We start from the raw sequence: 18,726 nt of genomic DNA, 5'->3' as shown, positions 1-18,726 counted from the left end.
GCGCGAGTGCCCGAACCAGCAACGACGAGGAGTCGACAATGTCCGCGGCAGCAAAACTCCGGCGCAACGTGGCGCGTGCCAAGCGAGCAGCACTCGCCGAGCGCCTCGCCTACCTGCGCTCACTGCCGATCCGCTCCAACACCGTCGTCTACGAGTCCTTCGCGGGCAACGGGGTGCTCTGCAACCCGGAGGCCATCTTCCGCAGGATCGTCGACGATCCCGAGTTCGCGGACTTCGAGCACGTCTGGGTGATCGCGGACCGGTCCGCGCAGCGGCGCTTCGAGCGCGAGTTCGCGAAGCACCCCAGGGTGAATTGGGTGCCGCGCGGGGGCCTCGCCTACTGGAAGGCGCTCTCCACCGCCGGCCTGCTCATCAACAACGCAACGTTCCCGCCCGAGTTCGGCAAGCGCCCCGGCCAGATCTACCTCAACACCTGGCACGGCACCCCGTTGAAGCAGATGGGCTTCGACATGCCAGGCGGTGCAGCGCAGTCGACGAACACGCTCCGCAACTTCCTGATGGCGGACTATCTCCTCGCCGCGAACACGCTCATGGCCGAGACCATGTACGAGGATGCCTACCGCCTCCGCAACATCTACGGCGGCAAGATCATCGAGGAGGGCTACCCCCGAATCGACCGCCAGCGCCTCAACCCGGCCGAACGCGAGGCGATCCGGGCAGAGCTCGCCGCGGAGGGCATCGAGACGGGCGATCGCAAGATCGTGCTGTACGCACCGACCTGGCGCGGAGCGAGCTTCCAGTCCCCCGAGGCGGATGCTGAGCAGCTGGCCGATCGCGTCGCCGAGCTGCAGGCAGGCCTGGGCGATGACACCTTCGTGCTCCTCCGCCCGCACCAGGCCGTGCACGCGGTGCTGCAGCAGACGCCGCGGCTCGCGGGGATCGTGGCGCCGAGCGCCATGCCAACGAACCAGCTCCTCGGCTACGCCGACGGCCTGATCACGGATTTCTCCTCAATTTTCTTCGACTACCTCGCCACTGGGCGACCGATCGCCTTCTACACTCCCGACGCGGAGGACTACCAGGAGTCGCGGGGCACCTACCTGAGCGGCGAGCCGCTGCCGGGTCCGGTGTCCGCTGACGCGCGCGAGACCGGCGCCCAGCTCTCCGCGCTCCTGCACGGTAAGGAACGCTTCCCCGGATACGAGGACTGGGCCGCGCGGTTCACTCCCTACGAGGACGGGCACGCCACCGACCGGATCGTCGACGCCGTCTTCCACGGCCGCACCGGCGGGCTCCGGATCAGGAACGCTAGCAGGGACGGCCGCCGCAGGCTCCTCATCTACGTGGGCGGGATGCGCTCCAACGGCATCACGAGCGCGGCGCTCAATCTCCTGAAGTCGATCGATTACGACCGCTACGACGTCACCGCCGTGATGCCGCGGTTCCAGCCGAGCGCCACGCGCGCGAATCTCGCGATGATCCCCGACGAGGTGCGCCAGGTGCTGCGCGTCGGCGGCATGAACGGCTCGAAACTGCGGCAGGTGCAGCGCCGGCTCCTGGACCGGGGCGGCGAACTCCCCGTTCCCGGCGAGCTCGACTGGCACGAGCGCCTGTGGAAGGACGAGTGGGAGCGCATGTTCGGCTCCGCGACCTTCGACTGGGCAGCCGACTTCAGCGGGTACGATCCGTTCTGGGCGAATCTGATCCTGCACTCCCCCGGATCGACCTCGGCGGTGTGGCTGCACAGCGAGATGGTCGCGGATCGCGCGCGCGTGGTGCACGGGAAACAGCCGTTCAAGCGCAAGCTCGGGCTCGTCTTCTCCCTCTACCGCGGCTTCGACCAGCTGGTCTCGGTCTCGCCGTCGCTGTCCCGGCTGAACCGTGAGGAACTCGCGGCGTACGCAGAGCCTGAGCAGTTCCGTACCGCCCGCAACTTCCCTGATCCCGAGCGGGTCAAGACCGGGGCGATCGCCCCGCTCGAGACGCTGATCCCCGAGGACGGCCCCGTTCCCGAGTGGCTCGCCGCACTGCGGGAGCGCACACCCGAGCAGCGGTGGTTCGTCACGACCGCCCGCCTCGCCGGAGCGAAGAACCAGGCGAGCCAGATTCGCGCGTTCGCGCGCGTCCACGCCGATCACCCCGAGACGCGCCTCGTGATCATCGGTCACGGGCCGCTGCGTCAGGAACTCGAGGAGCTGATCGCCGAACTGTCGCTCGAGGGCAAAGCATTCCTCACCGGCGAGCTCTCGAATCCGTTCGCCGTGATGGCGCGCTCCGACTGCTTCGTCCTCTCGAGCCGCTACGAGGGGCAGCCCATGGTGCTGCTCGAGGCCGCCGTCTGCGGTCTGCCGATCGTGTCGACCGCCTTCGCCACCGTCGAGGACGCGCTGCCGCCCGGGGCGATCCACGTCGTTCCGCAGGGCGACGAGCATGTCGAGGCCGGCATGCGCGCCTTCCTGCGCGGCGAGGTTCCGCCGGTCCACTTTGACGATGAGGCGTACATTGCGCAGCTCGTCGCGGAGTTCGACGCGCTCGCCGACGAGCGGGTGTCTGCCCGGGCCGAGTAGCTTCTTCGCCGCGGCCAGCGCCAAGCGCGGTGTGCCTGAGCGGAGCTCCGGCACAGAAAAACCGGCCCCCGCGGCGTGCGCCGCGAGGACCGGGGACCGTTCCGCTATCGGTTCTTGCCGCTCAGACTCCTGAGCAACCAACCGATCACGGCGAGGATGAGCAGGACGAGTCCTACCCACAGCAGAAAGTTGACCGCCTTCACAAACCCGCCGACGATGGCGAGGATGATCGCGATCACAATGATTGCAATAAATAGCCCGTTCATGTTCCAGACGCTACGCGGGGATCGCGGAAAGGTCCAGCGATCACGGAGAAGTGCGACGGATGACGCGCTTCTCGGTGCGGAAACCGCCTGATCACAGGCGCCTCCAACACGGCAGAGCTACCGTGGAGGCACCAACGGAGAGGAGCAATCATGTCACGCAACGCTGATTCCCATGTCCCTCACCCGGGCAGCAAGACCGAGGCCCCGAACGGTATGGGTACCGCGCACCCGCCCCGCACCGGAGAAACACTCGACCGGCCCGTACTCGACGGCTCGACCGAGGACTACACCGGCGAGTTCGATGACCTCGAGCGCCCCCGCCGGGCGGCCTGAGATCTCACCCCTTGAGGCCGGGGCGGCCTGACGCCCTGGCGGCCTGGGACCGGGCCAGCCGGGACCGGGCAATTCCGATCCCGGGCGCACCCTTTGCCGGGGAACGGCGAAAGGGGCGAGGGTCGAAACCCCCGCCCCTTTCGCTCAGGAACCGGTGTGTGCGCCGTGCGGCGCGGGCAGACGCTGTGTCGTCTTAGCCGAAGCGGACGACGCCGCTGGGCGGGCCGTCGATGAATGCGCCGGCAACGACGGTCTGGTTGCCGCCGTAGCCGCCGTGCACGGCCTGGCCGTTGCCGATGTAGACCGCGACGTGGCGGCCCGACCAGACGAGGACATCGCCCGGTGCGTAGTCGCCGCTGGAGACCACGTGGCCGCCGAGCGCGGTGTACTCGCCCACCTGGGTGCCGAGGTCGCCTGCGGGGATGCCGATGGCGCGGAGCGAACGCTCCACGAGCGCCGTGCAGTCCTGGAACTGGCCGAGCTGCGCGAGCGCGGCGCTGACGATGCCCTTGGCACCGGCGCCGGCCGGCACGTCCTTGCCAGTGGCAGCGGGCTGATCCGCGGCCGGAGCGGCGTTGCCGCCCGCGGCGGGCGCGCCCGCCTCGGCCTGCTTCTGCTGCGCGGCCTCTGCGGTCTTCGCGTCAGCTTCGGCCTTCTTCTTCGCCGCGTCCTCGGCGAGGGCCTCCTTGCTGACCGCTCCATCGGGGGAGGTCAGGACGACGGCCTGCGCGTTCGCGGCTTCCGCGTTGAGCGTCTGGGAGCTCTGGGGCGAATCCTGGTAGCCGTCGATGGTGCCTACCGGGTCGGGGGTCACCGCGTACGCCGGCATGGCGAAGGTGCCGACCATGCCGAGGCTGATCGCAGCGGCGCCAGCCATCTGAGCGAAGCGCTTTCCCTTGGTCGACGTGGGCTTGTCGGTGCCCGCGAAGACGATGTCGGTGGTGGGGTTCTGAGTCACGTGACTGTCTACCTAACCTTTGGTTTCCGGTTCCATGTACCGAAGGGGGACCCTCCGGCAACAACGCGTTCAAGGCTAACGGAAGATCACGAGAATGTCACGCTGAGGTCACGAAACCCTCAACCTCGCTTGAAACTTCAAGCGGGAGCAGGGCTCCAGGCCAGAGCCGCTCCGGCGAGATATCTCGACGCCGAGAGAAAAAGGCCCCGTCCGGCATGGTTGCAGGACGGGACCCCTCCGCACCCGATCAGGGCGCCTTTTTCAAGCTCAATACCGTGACTTCACCGCGACTTAGATGACGCCCTGCTCGAGGACAGCCTGCGCAACCGTCACGAACGCGGCCGAGTTCGCCCCCAGGACGTAGTCGCCGGGGCGGCCGTAACGTTCCGACGCACTGTAGGTGGCCTCGTGCACGTCCCGCATGATGTCGTGCAGTCGATTCTCGCTCTTGTCGCGGTCCCAGCGCGAGCGCGCCGCGTTCTGGCTCATCTCGAGCGCGGAGGTCGCCACACCGCCCGCATTCGCGGCCTTCCCCGGGGCGAACAGCACGCCCGCCTCTTCAAAGAGCTCCACCGCGGCGGGAGTCGTCGGCATGTTCGCCCCCTCCGTCACGGCGCGCACGCCGTTCGCGATCAGGGTGCGAGCAGCGGACTCGTCCAGCTCGTTCTGGGTCGCGCACGGGAAGGCGAGCTCGCCAGCGACGTCCCACACCGAACCGCCCGCAACGAAGTGCGCACCGGGTCGCCGCTCCGCGTACTCGGAGATCCTCGCGCGCTCGACCCCCTTCACCTGCTTCAGGAGTTCGAGGTCGATACCCGCCTCATCCACGATGTATCCCGACGAATCCGAGGCGGTGATCGCGCGCCCGCCGAGCTGGGCAATCTTCTCGATCGCGTACGTCGCCACGTTGCCGGATCCCGAGACCACCGCGGTGCGCCCGTCCATGCCCTGCCCGGCGCGCTGCAGCATCTCGTCCGCGAAGAATACGGCGCCGTAGCCCGTCGCCTCGGTGCGCACCTCGGCACCACCCCAGCCGACACCCTTGCCCGTGAGCACGCCGGACTCGTAGCGCCGCGTGATCCGGCGGTACTGCCCGAAGAGATACCCAATCTCGCGGGAGCCGACGCCGATGTCTCCGGCGGGGATGTCCATGTCCTCCCCGATGTAGTGGACGAGCTCCGTCATAAAGGACTGGCAGAATCGCATCACCTCGGCGTCACTCCGGCCCGCGGGATCAAAGTCGGACCCGCCCTTGCCCGCGCCGATCCGCTGCGAAGTGAGCGCGTTCTTGAAGATCTGCTCGAAGCCGAGGAACTTGATCACCGACAGGTTGACCGAGGGGTGGAAACGCAGGCCTCCCTTAAAGGGGCCGAGCGCAGAGTTGAACTGCACGCGGAATCCGCGATTCACCTGCACCCGGTTGCGATCGTCGGTCCACGGGACGCGGAAGATGAACTGCCGCTCCGGTTCAACGAGCCGCTCGAGGATCCCGGCCTCGATGAACTCGGGATGCTCGGCAAGTACGGGAGCGAGGGATTCGAGCACCTCGCTGACCGCCTGCAGGAATTCCGGCTCGCCGGGACTCCGGCGGGCTACGACGTTCGCAACATCCTGCAGGTGGGCTTCAGCTGTGGGCAGCGGCACGGGTGACTCCTCGGTCTATCAACTCCATTGGGACAGCCCGGTAGCGGGCGAGTGCCGGTCGCGGAACCCGCGATCCCGCGGAGCCCGAGTCCGACAGGTACTACTGCGCGACGAAGATGTGCGATGCCACTTCGAGCGGCAGATCGAGCGCCTCGCTCGATCCCTCCACCTCGACGTGAACCGTATCCCCTCGACGGGCGAATGCTGCGCGCCTCCCGGGAAGGATCCCGGCGGCGGCAAACTGATCAAGCAGCTCCGGATCGGTCTGCGCAGGCTCGGCCAGGCGCTTGATCCGTGCTTCGACGCTCGCGTCGCGCTCGATCAGAAGTTCAGTGACGGCGGTGACGCCGGTCTGGAAGTTGCCGGCGCGCGGTGCGCCGAGCTCCTCGAGCCCCGGGATCGGATTCCCGTACGGCGACTCCGTCGGATGGTCGAGGATGTCGAGCAGCTTCCGCTCGACCCGCTCGCTCATCACGTGCTCCCAGCGGCAGGCCTCCTCGTGGACGTAAGCCCACTCGAGCCCGATGACATCGGAGAGCAGTCGCTCAGCGAGGCGATGCTTCCGCATCACGTTCACAGCTTTCGTGCGGCCGGCCTCGGTGAGTTCGAGACGACGATCGTCGGTGACGACGACGAGACCGTCGCGCTCCATACGCCCCACGGTCTGTGAGACGGTGGGTCCCGAGTGGCTGAGCCGCTCCGAAATCCGGGCGCGGAGCGGGACAATGCCCTCCTCCTCGAGCTCGAGAATCGTTCGGAGGTACATTTCCGTCGTATCGATCAGATCCGTCACTTTTCGCCCTCCTCGCGTCCGCACACCAGCTTAGGGCATCCTTCCCTCGACATTCCCGCCTGTTCGCCCTCAGTAGAATCGAAACCATGGCCGACATCACCATCCCCACCGAACTCCTGCCCGCCGACGGACGATTCGGATGCGGACCGTCCAAGGTCCGCGACGAGCAGCTCGCCTTCCTTGGCTCGCTGCAGCCCCGCGTGCTGGGCACCTCCCACCGCCAGGCGCCCGTCAAGGACCTCGTCGGGAGCGTCCGCGAGGGCCTCGCCGAACTGTTCCGCGCTCCCGAGGGCTACGAGATCCTCCTCGCGAACGGCGGCGCGACCACGTTCTGGGACTCCGCCGTGCACTCGCTCATCGAGAAGCGCAGCCAGCACCTCGCGTTCGGCGAGTTCGGTGCGAAGTTCGGCAAGGCCGCGGCCGCTGCCCCGTTCCTGGAGGCGCCGGACATCCGCTCCGCCGATCCCGGATCGCGATCCGTCGCCGAGGCCGTTGCCGGCGTCGACGTCTACGCCTACCCGCACAACGAGACCTCCACGGGCGTCATGGCCCCGGTCCGCCGCGTAAACGGCGACGCCGGCGCGCTCACCGTCGTCGACGCGACGAGCGGTGCCGGCGGCATCGACTTCGACGCGAGCGAGACCGATGTCTACTACTTCTCCCCGCAGAAGAACTTCGCCTCGGACGGCGGCATCTGGTTCGCGCTCGTCTCCCCCGCCGCGATCGAGCGCATCGAGCGCGTCACCTCCTCCGGCCGCTACATTCCCGAGACGCTGAACCTCGCGGGCGCGATCGAGAACTCCCGCAAGAACCAGACGCTGAACACTCCCGCCCTCGCCACGCTCGGCATGATGGAGGAGCAGGTCAGCTGGATGAACGCGAACGGTGGCCTGAGCTGGGCCGCTGCCCGCACCGCCGAGTCCTCTGGCGTGCTCTACGACTGGGCCGAGGCAACGAGCGTCGCGACCCCGTTCGTCTCGGATCCGGCTGATCGTTCGCAGGTCGTCGTCACGATCGACTTCGAGGACGGGGTCGACGCATCGGCGATCTCGAGCGCCCTCCGCGCGAACGGGATCGTCGACACCGAGCCCTACCGGAAGCTCGGCCGCAACCAGCTCCGGATCGCGACCTTCACGGCGATCGACCCGGACGACGTGCGCGCACTGACCGCGTCGATCGACTACGTGCTGGAGCGGCTCGGCTAGCATTCGCGCCACCGCCCCGGCGCTCGCTCGGGCCCCACGGCCTCGGATCTCACTGAACGGATCCGAGGCCGTGTCGTTTCCGGCGCCGGGTACCCGTTGCTGCGACCCCGACAGCGCCACCGACGAGCACCATGCCGAGTTGAACGACGTCGGCGCTGAGTCCTCCCGTGTGCGGGATCAGGAGGCTCGGGGCGGGGCGGTTCACGAAGCGGTAGTAGTCGTGGCTTCCCACGTTCGCTACGATCATGACACTGCCATCTGGCTGCCTCGGATGATCCACCCATGCCTGCCCGTCCCAGCGCTGCACCGAATCCGCGAGGTAGGCGAGTGTCGCTCCGTCAGCGACGCGTTGAGAGAGAGTGTAGGGACGCCCGGGCCTAAGCGCGGCGACCTGATCTTGGCTGCCTCCTGGGGCTCCGGAAGCGGCACCCCGCCACTGGACCGCGGGGAGGCCATCCTGGTCACCGCTCGGCCTCCCCTCGACGGACCACCGTGTCGGTGGGGCGTCCCCCGAGGAAGCCTCCGTGAACACGGTGACCTCAGCTGCAGCCTTGCGCACCGTGCATTCGACGTTCTGCCCGAGTGGCACCCTCACGGTCTCCGGTCCGTTTCCCATGTCTACTGGGCCCCCGCCCACCCGCGTGCATTCCCAGCGCCCCTGCTGCACGTAGGCCGCGTTCTTCGCTGCGGTGGAATCGCTGAGGACGTATGCCGTTTCGGGGCTCACGCTGGCGCGCACCGTACCCTGCTGATCAGGGACGCCGTTCGGTCCGGGGCGAGCGCCAGCTGGGCCGGTCGCGGTTAACACCCAGTCTGATCTCTGCGCCGGCCCGTTTTCCACGTCGACGCGCAACGCCAGCGTTTGTTCGCACCGGATAGTGGTCGTGATCTCGAACTCATTCGCTCCGAGAACGAGCTTCTGCTCTGCGGCGAGCGCATCGTCGATCTCCGAACCGTTCACCCGGGTCAGACGCTGCCCTCGCACGACGCAACCGGGCAGGGTGCTGTGATCGATCGTGGCGTCCGCCAAGATCCGCACGCTGTTGCCCGCCGCATATCCCCCGCGGGGCTGCGCCCACTGAAGCGAGGCCTCGGGTTGCGACCCCGGCCCAGCCACCCGAGGCGTTCCGGTGATTCCTTTCAGAAGTTCACTGTTCGGCCCGGGATTTCGCGCACGATGAAGCTCGCGCCCCTGGTCGTCTTCGATCACCCAGAGTCCGTCGACGGCGACCGTCGCAGCGGTGGGAGGCGCGTGCACCCACATTGCGCAGTCCAGTGACTCTTCTCGCGTGAGCGGTATGCGAATTCCATCCGTTCCATCGTCGTAAATGGCATGCTGCATCCCTGTGATCCTGCTCGTGCAGGCGCCGTTTCTCGCGCCCACTCGCTCCAGCGTGAATCCGTCAGGCAAGGCCGTCGAGATACCGACATCCGTCTCACGGATATTCGCATCGAGCAGCAGGAAGGAGAAGTCCACGACGCCTATTTCGTCGCCCCCAGTGGTCCGCGTAGCAGGATAGGGAAGAACGAGACCGGGTCCCGGGTTCCGCGCCGTCGAACTCCATCCAGGACCTGCCGCCCTCGCGTTATAGGTCGAACCAGGAGGAGTGGATTCGGGCACCACCATCGTCGTCAAACGGACGTCCGCCTCGCACTGTCCGAGCAGTCGTTGGCGGATCGTCCGCGCGGCCTCGGCATAGTCGGCCACCTGAAAGTAATCGTTCCAAGCCCCTCGCCCCGAAATTGCCCGAAGGTTCAGAGCATTGCCCTTGCCCGCTGCACCCGGCCCAACACCCACCGCGAGCACCCTCGTCCCTCGCTCTTTAAGCTGATTCGCAGCGAAGATGGCGCGTTCAACGTCGGCACGTCTGGTCGTGCTGACGTTGCCACCCCGCGTTGCGTCCCCCTCGAAAGGGCTCCCGTCCGTGATGACCACGGCATAATCGAAGTGGTTACTCTGAGTGTTCGCGTCTGCCACCTGCGAAATTCCGCGGGCCCAATTGCGCCCGCCTTCCGCAACCCATCCTTGATAGCGCGCCCGAAAGGCCTCGATTTGCGACGCAGACTCGAGCGGCTGAAGCGTCGGAGCGCCCAGGCCGTTCTTCGCAGCCGGTCCGGTGTCGGCAAAAGAAAATAGGGAGAGCCGGGATCCGGTCCCCGCGTAGCGGTTGACCATGGAATCCAGGGCAGAACGAAGCTGCACCATTTTCTTCGGATCTTGCCCTGACGTGTCCGCGACGAGGGCCACATTGGCCGTGCATCCACCCGGGCCGTCCGGGTTCTCGCGCGACACTTGCCAGACCCCGTCCGACGCCGTCGAGGCCGCGCTGCGTTCATACATGAACTCTCGAGTCGATCGATAGGTGCTGCCCGCGCGCAGCGCCGGTCCCGTGCGAACTGCGTAGTTCGCGCCCGTGAGCGGTTTCGCCTGACTGCCAGTTCCCAGTTCCGGGTTCGAATACCAATCGGGCGGAACGCTGCCCTGGACGATCCAGAAGCGTGCGTCGCGATTCGCTCCTCCGACCCCAGCCTTCGGGACCGCAAATCGGCACTTGCCCGCGGCGTCGGACACACAGCGCGCCCACCCTGCGCCCCCACCAGAAACACCGTCCGCCCGGTCACCGCTCGGTGCGTCTCTTCCGGTGTTCAACCGCAGTTCAACCCCTTGGAGCGCACCGACCGATCCGTCTGAAGCGCGCGTTCCGCCGACCTGCACGACAATGCGCGCCGGTTCTTCTGCGTCCACCGGGAGTGCACCGAAGTCGTGGGCCACGCCTCCTGGATCTCCGTTCCATTGACCGGAGTCGCCGGTGCCAGGAATGGTCGCCCAGTTCCCGGGCCGCGGCGCGAGTCCGGGCGGTGCCGCTGTGACCCGTACGCGATATCTCTTGCCGAGGTCGATCGCGTTGATCACATCAGATGTCCCGCTCAATCCTGGCGCGACTGCAAACTTGCCTGGCGCGGGATCGATATCCGGTCCTGCGCAGGGCTTCGACTGGCAGTCGGGCACCTCGACCGCGGAGCCCCAGTCCGATCCCCCTCCGGTCGCGGGTCCCTGAAACTCGCTCGTCGCACCGCCGACCGGGGTGTTTGCCGAGTCAGTGACGCTCCAAGCGAGCTTCGGTCCGCGTGAGTGCAGACGGAAAGGCGGCACATCAACGGCATTTTGGTACCAGTACGCGAGTTCACTCGCCTTCGGATCGGACCAGAATGGACGCATTGCGTTCCAACTCGTGTCGTCCCACACGTACCCAGGCGGGGCCGTGGCCGGCCGCATGCGATACCGCCGGCCCACCACGATCTCATCTTCCTGACGGAGTTTGTGGAACCGCTTGTTCGTCACCTCCACGACGCCCGGCTCGGGGTTTACGTCGTATCCCATGTAGCCGTCCTGGCCGAAATCGTCGGTGACAATCCGGGTTGGACTCCGGGAAGTCCAGGGTTTCTCTGAACCGTCTGACGGGTCGTCGCTGTCCCACGGCCCCTCGAACTCGAACGAGGCCCCGGCGACGGGCACATCGCCCGGTCCAAGCACCAGCCAGCGCAGGCTGGGGTCCTCTCCCTGCCGATCATAGGTCCGGGGCGGCTGGGCAGCGCCACGTTCGAGGCGCGGCTCTGGTGAGCCACGTTCCGGGCCCGGAACCGAAAAGGTCCCTTCTGGAACGGCCGAAGGCCCGCGTTCCTGCTTCGTCGCCGGCTTCGGGGGTTTGGCTTTACCCGCGGCGCGCTGTTCACGGGGCCTTTCGCTCCTCGGTTCAGCTCGGGGGACATCCCGCTCCCGTCGATCTGAGCGATGATCGGACTCGGTCGAGGTCGTGCCGGCCGACTGCTTGCCGTCGTCGGGGATGGCATGCGCTGAAGCGGTTCCCCCGAACGCGATCACCAGAGCCAACATCGCTGCACTCGAGCGGCGCAGCGCACGGGCAAAGCCTCGTGCGCGAAACGATTGGCGGACTCCCCTGCTGAGGGTTAACGCGTTCTCAGAAATGACAGTCTCTCCAATGCTCTCGAAGGAGCCCCTCGGCCGAAGGGACGCGAACGACCGGATACCGTGTTTCATTACCGGAGAAAAACGTTAGAAAACACGCGGCCCGGGGACATCCGTAGCGAATACCCATATCGCGGTCCCGCTCTCAGGTCGGTCCCCCTTCGAGTCCCGCTGAGTCCCTGATCTCGGGGCCTTCACGAGACACGAGCTCCGCTCGCGGTACCGCTCCGAGAACGCGCGCCACGAGGCAGACTCCCCGAGGCGGATAGGGGCAGAAGGGCCAACATCCCCTCGAAAACAGCGGCGCCACCGCGTTCTCGGACGCCGTCGTGCACTCGCTCATCGAGAAGCGCGGCCATCACCTCGCGCTCGACGAGTTCGGTGCGCGTTCGGCACGGTCCGCTGCATCGGCGACGTGCCGGAGAGGTCCGGCTCGCGGGTCACCGCTCGACCGTGCTCGCCCCAAGATCCGGTTGCACGGAACCCGCATGGGAACCAGGGTCACCGCCGCGCTTTGCGCGCTGCGGGAATCCCGCCCACGCGAGATAGCCTGCGATCGACGCGATTCCGCCCACGAGGCCGACCGCCCACCAGGGGAACCCGGGCACGTCGGGGAGGGATCCTGCACGTTCAATGTCCACTTGAGGGGTCGGGAGGAGCCGCTGCCCGGTCACGAGGATGCGCTGCGTGTTGATCCCGAGCGGCGTACAGGTGACGAGGGTCACGAGGTCTTCGCCCTGCCTGGGGAACAGCGCGTCCGTGTCTTCCGGGTTCACAACCTTGGTCTCGATCACGCGATAGGCGAGCACCTCCCCGAACACCTCGAGTGTGAACTGATCGCCGCGCCGCACCCGGTCGAGGTCGGTGAACAGGGTTGCGCTCGAAAGCCCGCGATGCGCGGTGAGGACGGAGTGCTGCGATGGTCCGCCGACGGGCAGCGAGGTTCCCTGCAAGTGCCCGACGCCGCGCAGGAGCGTCTCGTCGTCGGTGCCGTGGTAGATCGGGAGATCGACGCCGATGACGGGGATGCGCAGGCGACCCATCGCTCCGGCCGCGTCACCGTGCAGGAGTTCTTCGTAACGGCCGTCTGGGCCGGATGCTCCCGCCGCGGCACTCGGTTTCCGGGCTGCCGCGTCGATCCTGGCGCCACCCGTGAGTTGGGCGTTGTAGGCGCGGGCCCGCTCGAGCTCTCTTTCGAGCGTACGTGCGGGCTGATCGGCGGAGACCTCCGAGAGCCCCCTGATCACCTGGGACTGTTCAAACTGGGACCACCATCCCGCTGTCCCCGGGTAGAGGATCGCGCTGAGCCCGACGAGCGCGAGCAGGGCCGCGGCGAAGGCCGTGCCGGACGGTCGCTTCCACCGTCCGGCACGTTGACTCCTAGGCCTCGGCACGCCGACGACGAGCGCCCCAGGTGCCCCACACGGCCGCCGACAGCACGAGGACCGCGCCGCCCGCGAGGAGCGTGGTCGTGCCTGCGCCGCCGGTCAGTGGCAGCGGCAGCCCCGTGTGGCGCGCGTTGGTGACCGACCATTCCACCCGGGTGGAAGGCTCACTCGATGCGATCGCGCGGCAGGTCCACGGATCGGCGGGGAGCACGTACCCCGCGGGTGCTCGGGTTTCCTTGAGGCAGAACTCGGCGGACTTCGTTGCGTCGTTTCCGACCCACAGTCCGGGGAACAGGATCGACCCGTCGCCCCCGGTCTCCTGCGCCGGGACGAGCAGCGTCGTCCGATCGGCGGCGTAGAGCTCGAACTGCGCACCCTTCAGCGCGTCTTGGCTCCCCTGCGCATGCTTGACGAGGCGCAGCGCACCCCAGTTGGTCTGCGCGGGACCGAGCGCGGTTTCGACGTCGTTCACGATTCGTGTCGCCGAGTTGACGATTTCACCGGTTCCCGTGACGCGGGTGGTCACCTGGACGGAGTAGTTCTGGCCGGTGCGCACCGATGCGAGCGTCGGAGTGACCGTGACCGTGTTGCCGTTCCCCGGGGTGGGCGCCGTTACCGTGTAATCGACCCCCTCGGTGAGTGGAACCCCGTCGCGGGTCACGGTGACGCCCGTGAACTGCAGGCGGGGGTCGAGCTTGTCGGTGATCGCGAAGCGCGTATACGTGGACCCGCTCGACGGCCGGGGCACGGACACCGTGGCTGTCCAGGTTATCGGGTCTCCGAGGACCGGCTTCGCCGGTTTCCCCGCGGTGAACTGGTGTGAGTCTGCGAGCTGGTTCTTCGGGTAGACGTGCACGCGGGTGAGCCAGCCACCGGTTGTTTCGTTCGGGTACGGCACGGTGACCAGGAATGGTTGAGCTGGCGCGGTGACGGTGTTCGGGCCCGCCGAGGTCTCGGTGACCAGGTAGAGCCCGTACGGGAGGGCCGCCGCGGTCGCGGTTCCGCTGGCATCGGTGACGATCGGGCCACCGGCGATCGGCGCTGAGCTGTAGCGGCCGCTGAGTGGCAGGGTCGCGTTCTTTGCGAGGTCCCAGCCGGCGGCCTCTGTGAGCGAGATCGGAGTGCCGTCGTAGCTGACGCGCGCGATCGTGAACTGGACGCCGCGCAGTCCGATCCCGAGTGCCGACGTGTCCGTGATCTCCTGGCCGTTACCGGCGGCTCCCGGTGTTCCGGCGTGCTTGTGAATGACCAGGTCTCCTGAGGTGCCCGTCAGACCGCCGGGCGGCTCAGCGAGTGCCGCCGTCCCGGGGATGAGCGCGCTCAGGAAGACGAGCGCTGCGACAAGTGCGGCCGCGGGCCGGCTGCGCACTGATCGGGGTGGGTGGTGCAGTTTCACGATGTGTGTTCTCCTTTGATTCAAAGTGCCTGATCGGCAGTAGATGTGCTGTGGTGGCTGTGGGCGGCAACGGGTGCTCGCTCGCGGGGTCTGCGGCGAGCGCCCAGCCGGATCGCCGCGATCGCTGCGGCAACACCAATCGCGAGGATCGCGTCGGTTCCGAGTCCCCCCGTGAACGGCAGCGGAATCGCGGGCGCCCGGGTGTTCACGAAACGGTAGAAGGCGTGCTCACCGATTGGCACCGACACCTCGGCGGCGCCCGATGCCGTCTGGGCGACGTCCACCCACGCTGCGCCGTCCCAGCGCTGGAACTTCTGAGGAAGGTAGGCGAGCGAGGCGCCATCGGATGTGTGCTGCGTAAGCGTGTATTGGTGCCCTGGCCGGATTGCGAGCGCGAGACCCGCGGCCGGTGCCGCGCCCGGGGCCGTCCCCGCCCCCGAGGCCGTTCCTCCCCAGCGGGCTGTTGCAAGCCCGGAACCCGATCCGGCTGGGACACCCTCGACGGTCCACCGCGACGGCGGAAGATCGCCCTCGGTGACATCGGTGAAGACGGTGAGTTCAGCGGTGGCGAAACGGACCTCGCAGATCACGCTACGTCCGAGCGGCACGCTCACGGTACCGCCCCCTCCCAGGACGACCGGGGCGCCGCTTCGGGCATCCGCGCACACCCAGGATCCACGCTGCACATACGCTGCCGCGTCGCCTCCCCCTCCCGTCGAGAGCGCATACTTGGCCGCCGCGGTCACACTCCCGCGCACGCTCCCCTGGGCTGTATAGCTCCCCTGGGGACCCGGCCTCGCGTCAGTGAGGGGTGAGGCAGACAACGTCCAAGAGGCAGCTGAGGCGGATCCGTTTTCCACTCCCGCCCGCAGCTCGAGCGTCTGCTCGCACCGCACCGTGGTGGTCAGCTCGACGGAGTTCGCGCCCTGCACAAGCGGTGCAGCAAACGGCACGGCCTCGTCGACCGGTTTTCCGTTCAACTTTGTCGCGCGCTCCGAGACGATCGCGCATCCTGGGAGCAGCGACTCATCGACCGCGGCAGTCTCGGTGACGCTGACCTGGTCCCCCTCGGCGTATCGCGTGCGCGCCTCTCCCCAGTTCTGTTCCGAATCGCCCGCAGAGCCGGGGCCGTTCATGCGGAGCGTCGAGGTCAGGCCTGCGGGGAGGCCCGAACCCGAACCCGAATCCGAACCCGCGCCTGCGCCTGCGCCTGCGCCACGGAATACCCCGGTCGTCCCGCCGTCGACGTCCTGCAGCACCCAGACTTTTTCGACCTGCATCGACGCAGAGACATCCGGCAAACGGTAATACACGGTGCACCCGATCCGAGCGCCACGACTTGCACTCACTCGAAACGCATGTGGACCCGCCGACTCCGCGGGAAGCTCGGCTCCCGAACCCTGATCGCGGCAGGTAGCCACCTTCCCGCCTGCGGTGACACGTGAATAGTCGGGCAGCGGCGACGTCTCGATCGTCACCGGTGCGCTGCGCGTGTTCTCAACGGGCAGCTTGAACGCGAACTCGACCGAGCCAGTTCCATCGGCCGCGGTCGTCCTGGACGACTGCGAGGGAAGGGAGAGTCCCTCCCCGGGATCGCGTACTGTGAAGGTCCAGCCCGCCCCTGCTGGCACGGCGCCGTCCGTCCGGTCAGGCGGGGTTCCCGGCGGGACGATCATGTTGGTGACGTTGATCGGAGCCGCGCAGCCGTCGGCGAGCAAGTGTTGCACGAACTGGCTCCCACTCGCGAAATCCGTCGCCTGGAAGTAGTCTGTGCCCGCCGTAGGCCCCGATATTGCCTGCAGATCCAATGCGATTTCCGATCCGGAGGCGTTGGGTCCAACGCCAACCGCGAGGATGCGCGTTCCTCTCGCCTTGAGCTGATTCGCCGAGAAAACTGCGTTTTCAATCTCTGTGAACCGAGTGGTTCGCCCGTCCCCCTGTGCCGGGTTCCCGGAGTAGTTCGGCATCCCGTCAGTGAGGATTACAGCCAGATCAAAGTGGTTTTCCTCGCGATCAGCCTCCGCGACTGTCGCAAGGCCTCGATCCCAGTTTCTCCCGCCCTCAGCGTTCCACGACGAATACGTATTCTTCATTTGCGCCGCCTCCGCCTCTGTCTCGATACTCGTGAGAGTTTCGGCGTTCTGAGGTGCGCCCAGAGCGGGGCTCGCATTCGAGAACGAGAAGAGCGACATTTTCGACCGAGTTCCGACGAGGCTGTCTACGATTCCGTCCGCGGCCGAGCGGAGTTGCTGGGTATGCTCCGATCCAGCGCCTGAATAATCCATGATGAGTGCGATGTTCGCGGCACAGGACAGAGGGCCTGACGGATTGCGCCTGGACTGCTGCCACACTCCGGAGGTGGCGGTCTCCGCATCTCGCTCACCCGTCCCGAAGTTTTCGCCCAACACGTACCTCGCTCCCGAGCGCAGTTCCGGCCCCGTTCTGAACCGATAGTCAGTTACCTTTACTTGCCCCGGGGAAGCCCCCGTGCCCAGCTTCTCGTTGGCGGACCAGCTCCAGGGTGAGTCAATCTGCGTGATCCAAAAACGTGCGTCACGATTCGGTTCGCCCGGCTGCGTATCGGGGACCGAAAAAGTGCAGTTGCCCGAAAAGTCCGACACGCAACGCGCCCACCCGATGTCGAAGTCCTGGAGCCCGTCCGCGCGGACGCCGCTCGGCGCATCGTCGCCCGTGTTCAGCACCAGCCAGGCGCCCTGCACCCCCTTGACGGAGCCGTCACTCATCCGATCGCCGCCGACATGGACCGTGATTGTCGCCGGGGCAGGGGGCACAAGCTGCAGGTTCCCGAAATCATGACTCTTCGCCTGGGGCTTACCGTTCCACGTTCCTCGATAGTCGTCCCCTGGCATTGTGACCCAGCCGGAGGGGCGCGCAACGTACCCAGCCGGTGTTGTCGACACCTTTATTCGGTATCTGCCGCCGTCACGGACTCCATCGAGAACGCCGCTTGACCTGGCCGACTCCGTTGTCACCCGGAACGCACCGGGCGCGGGATCTCGATCGAGGCCCGAGCATGGAGCCGATACGCAATCGGGGACGACTGCTTCCGACCACCAGTTCTCGCCCCATCCGGTCCAGGGCCCCTGGACCGTGACTGTCACACCCCCCATGGGCTTGTTCCTGAGGTCAGAGACTCGCCAGACGAGCTGCGCATCGGACTTCGGTCGCACCACAAATTGGCCAAGGTCGGCCTCGTCATAGTCCCACACCCCCGGTTTGGCACGGGCCGAGTTCGGTCCCTCCGCTGGCATCAGGACCGGAGAGGGGTCAACGAACTCCCAGCCATCCGGCGCCGAAAGCGGGCGGACGCGATAGCGCAAACTGGTTTGAATTTCTTTGGCACCGGCCTCGGCGATAGAGGCGTCGGTGACCATGAATTTGCCCTCGTCGGGATCATCGTCGACTCTTGCCTTGTCACCAGCAAGGTGATCCTTCACCATGATTTGCTGCTCGCGTCGGCCGTTCCACACAGCGCTGAGGCCGTCGCTAAAGAAGTTCGAATTGCGAGGACCCTCCAGTGCGAAGGTCGCCCCGCCGACGAAGTCACCATTTTCGTCGACGACCGACCAGGTGATCTTTCCTCTTCCGCCGCTGCGAGGAACACGCCTATGCGATTGATTGGCGTCGTCATGCGGGGTTGCCACGTCTCCGGTCGGGAGAGTCTTCTGGGGAACCTTATCGACCTCAGGCGCGGGCGCGGGCGCGGGCACGGGCGCAGGCGCGGGCATGGGTGCAGGCGCGGACGCCTTCGACGAGGAAGGCTTCGGCGGTGTCGTGGGCGCCGGCTGAGGCTTCGGTGTCTCCGTGCCCTGCGGCTGAGGAAGTTCCGCTGACCCCGAGCGTCGTTCCTCCGAGGACCCCGCACGCGCACTCGGCGCTGGCTGCTCGGGTTCGAGAGAGGTGCCCGCGTCTTCGCGGACTGCCCGGTGGCTTGCTTCGAGAGTGTGGAAATCGCGCACCGGACCGGTCCCGCCTGCGATCGCCTGCGCGGGAGCCTGCCCGAACAGGAGCGAGCACGTGATACACAGTGCAAGGGCAGACCTCCCCCAGGCCCGCAACCTTGAACTGCGCTCATTCGCATTCGATCCACGTCTCACCCGGCCGTACCGCCGATGCTCTGTACGAATGTCCATCCCCTCACGCGCGTCCCGCCTCTGAAGCAGAAGCACTCAGGCGAACGCACTCAGGCGAACGCCGCTTCCACAA

Annotated in this window: 11 protein-coding genes; 3 read left to right on the top strand and 8 right to left on the bottom strand. The window is 67.1% G+C overall.

Features of this window, described 5'->3' with window-relative positions:
* Nucleotides 1-38 precede the first annotated feature (38 nt).
* Nucleotides 39-2,528: a glycosyltransferase gene (locus tag JD292_RS00145; RefSeq protein WP_200130721.1), complete on the top strand. Its 2,490-nt coding sequence runs from the start codon at nt 39-41 to the stop codon at nt 2,526-2,528.
* Between the two features lie 104 nt (nt 2,529-2,632).
* On the opposite strand, the gene JD292_RS00140 is transcribed toward JD292_RS00145, so the two are convergent.
* On the bottom strand, nt 2,633-2,794 hold the full coding sequence (locus JD292_RS00140) for a hypothetical protein (RefSeq protein WP_200130720.1): 162 nt from the start codon (nt 2,792-2,794) through the stop codon (nt 2,633-2,635).
* A gap of 150 nt (nt 2,795-2,944) precedes the next feature.
* On the opposite strand from JD292_RS00140, the gene JD292_RS00135 reads away from it, so the two are divergent.
* Nucleotides 2,945-3,127 (top strand): hypothetical protein, encoded by a 183-nt coding sequence (locus JD292_RS00135; RefSeq protein WP_200130719.1) that lies wholly within the window; start codon nt 2,945-2,947, stop codon nt 3,125-3,127.
* A gap of 193 nt (nt 3,128-3,320) precedes the next feature.
* Here the strand turns inward: JD292_RS00135 and JD292_RS00130 are convergent, their stop codons facing one another.
* The 3 genes from JD292_RS00130 to JD292_RS00120 all read right to left on the bottom strand — a co-directional run bounded on the left by JD292_RS00130 (nt 3,321) and on the right by JD292_RS00120 (nt 6,522).
* Nucleotides 3,321-4,085 carry an NlpC/P60 family protein gene (locus JD292_RS00130; RefSeq protein WP_369411089.1) on the bottom strand — a complete coding sequence of 255 codons (765 nt, stop codon included), beginning with the start codon at nt 4,083-4,085 and terminating at the stop codon, nt 3,321-3,323.
* A gap of 291 nt (nt 4,086-4,376) precedes the next feature.
* The gene (gene gdhA, locus JD292_RS00125; protein WP_200130718.1) at nt 4,377-5,729 is read right to left on the bottom strand and encodes an NADP-specific glutamate dehydrogenase; all 1,353 of its coding nucleotides are present in this window, start codon (nt 5,727-5,729) and stop codon (nt 4,377-4,379) included.
* 100 nt (nt 5,730-5,829) lie between these two features.
* Nucleotides 5,830-6,522 (bottom strand): iron-dependent transcriptional repressor DtxR, encoded by a 693-nt coding sequence (locus JD292_RS00120; RefSeq protein WP_200130717.1) that lies wholly within the window; start codon nt 6,520-6,522, stop codon nt 5,830-5,832.
* Nucleotides 6,523-6,608: 86 nt separating this feature from the next.
* On the opposite strand from JD292_RS00120, the gene serC reads away from it, so the two are divergent.
* Nucleotides 6,609-7,727: a phosphoserine transaminase gene (gene serC / locus JD292_RS00115; protein WP_200130716.1), complete on the top strand. Its 1,119-nt coding sequence runs from the start codon at nt 6,609-6,611 to the stop codon at nt 7,725-7,727.
* Between the two features lie 49 nt (nt 7,728-7,776).
* Here serC and JD292_RS00110 read toward each other — a convergent pair whose 3' ends face one another.
* The 4 genes from JD292_RS00110 to JD292_RS00095 all read right to left on the bottom strand — a co-directional run bounded on the left by JD292_RS00110 (nt 7,777) and on the right by JD292_RS00095 (nt 18,164).
* Nucleotides 7,777-11,622 (bottom strand): VWA domain-containing protein, encoded by a 3,846-nt coding sequence (locus JD292_RS00110; RefSeq protein ID WP_200130715.1) that lies wholly within the window; start codon nt 11,620-11,622, stop codon nt 7,777-7,779.
* A 533-nt stretch (nt 11,623-12,155) separates the two neighbouring features.
* A complete protein-coding gene (locus JD292_RS00105; protein ID WP_200130714.1) occupies nt 12,156-13,109 on the bottom strand; it encodes a class C sortase in 954 nt (317 codons plus the stop codon).
* A complete protein-coding gene (locus JD292_RS00100) occupies nt 13,096-14,499 on the bottom strand; it encodes a SpaH/EbpB family LPXTG-anchored major pilin (protein WP_200130713.1) in 1,404 nt (467 codons plus the stop codon). Before JD292_RS00100 ends, JD292_RS00105 begins: the two co-directional genes overlap by 14 nt.
* Nucleotides 14,500-14,519: 20 nt before the next feature.
* A complete protein-coding gene (locus JD292_RS00095) occupies nt 14,520-18,164 on the bottom strand; it encodes a VWA domain-containing protein (RefSeq protein ID WP_200130712.1) in 3,645 nt (1,214 codons plus the stop codon).
* Between the last annotated feature and the right edge of the window lie 562 nt (nt 18,165-18,726).

Source organism: Leucobacter edaphi, from assembly GCF_016522535.1.
In the GTDB taxonomy this organism is placed as follows: Bacteria; Actinomycetota; Actinomycetes; order Actinomycetales; family Microbacteriaceae; genus Leucobacter; species Leucobacter edaphi.
Note: the sequence above shows the minus strand (reverse complement) of the source record. Positions and strands in the feature narration are given on the sequence as shown.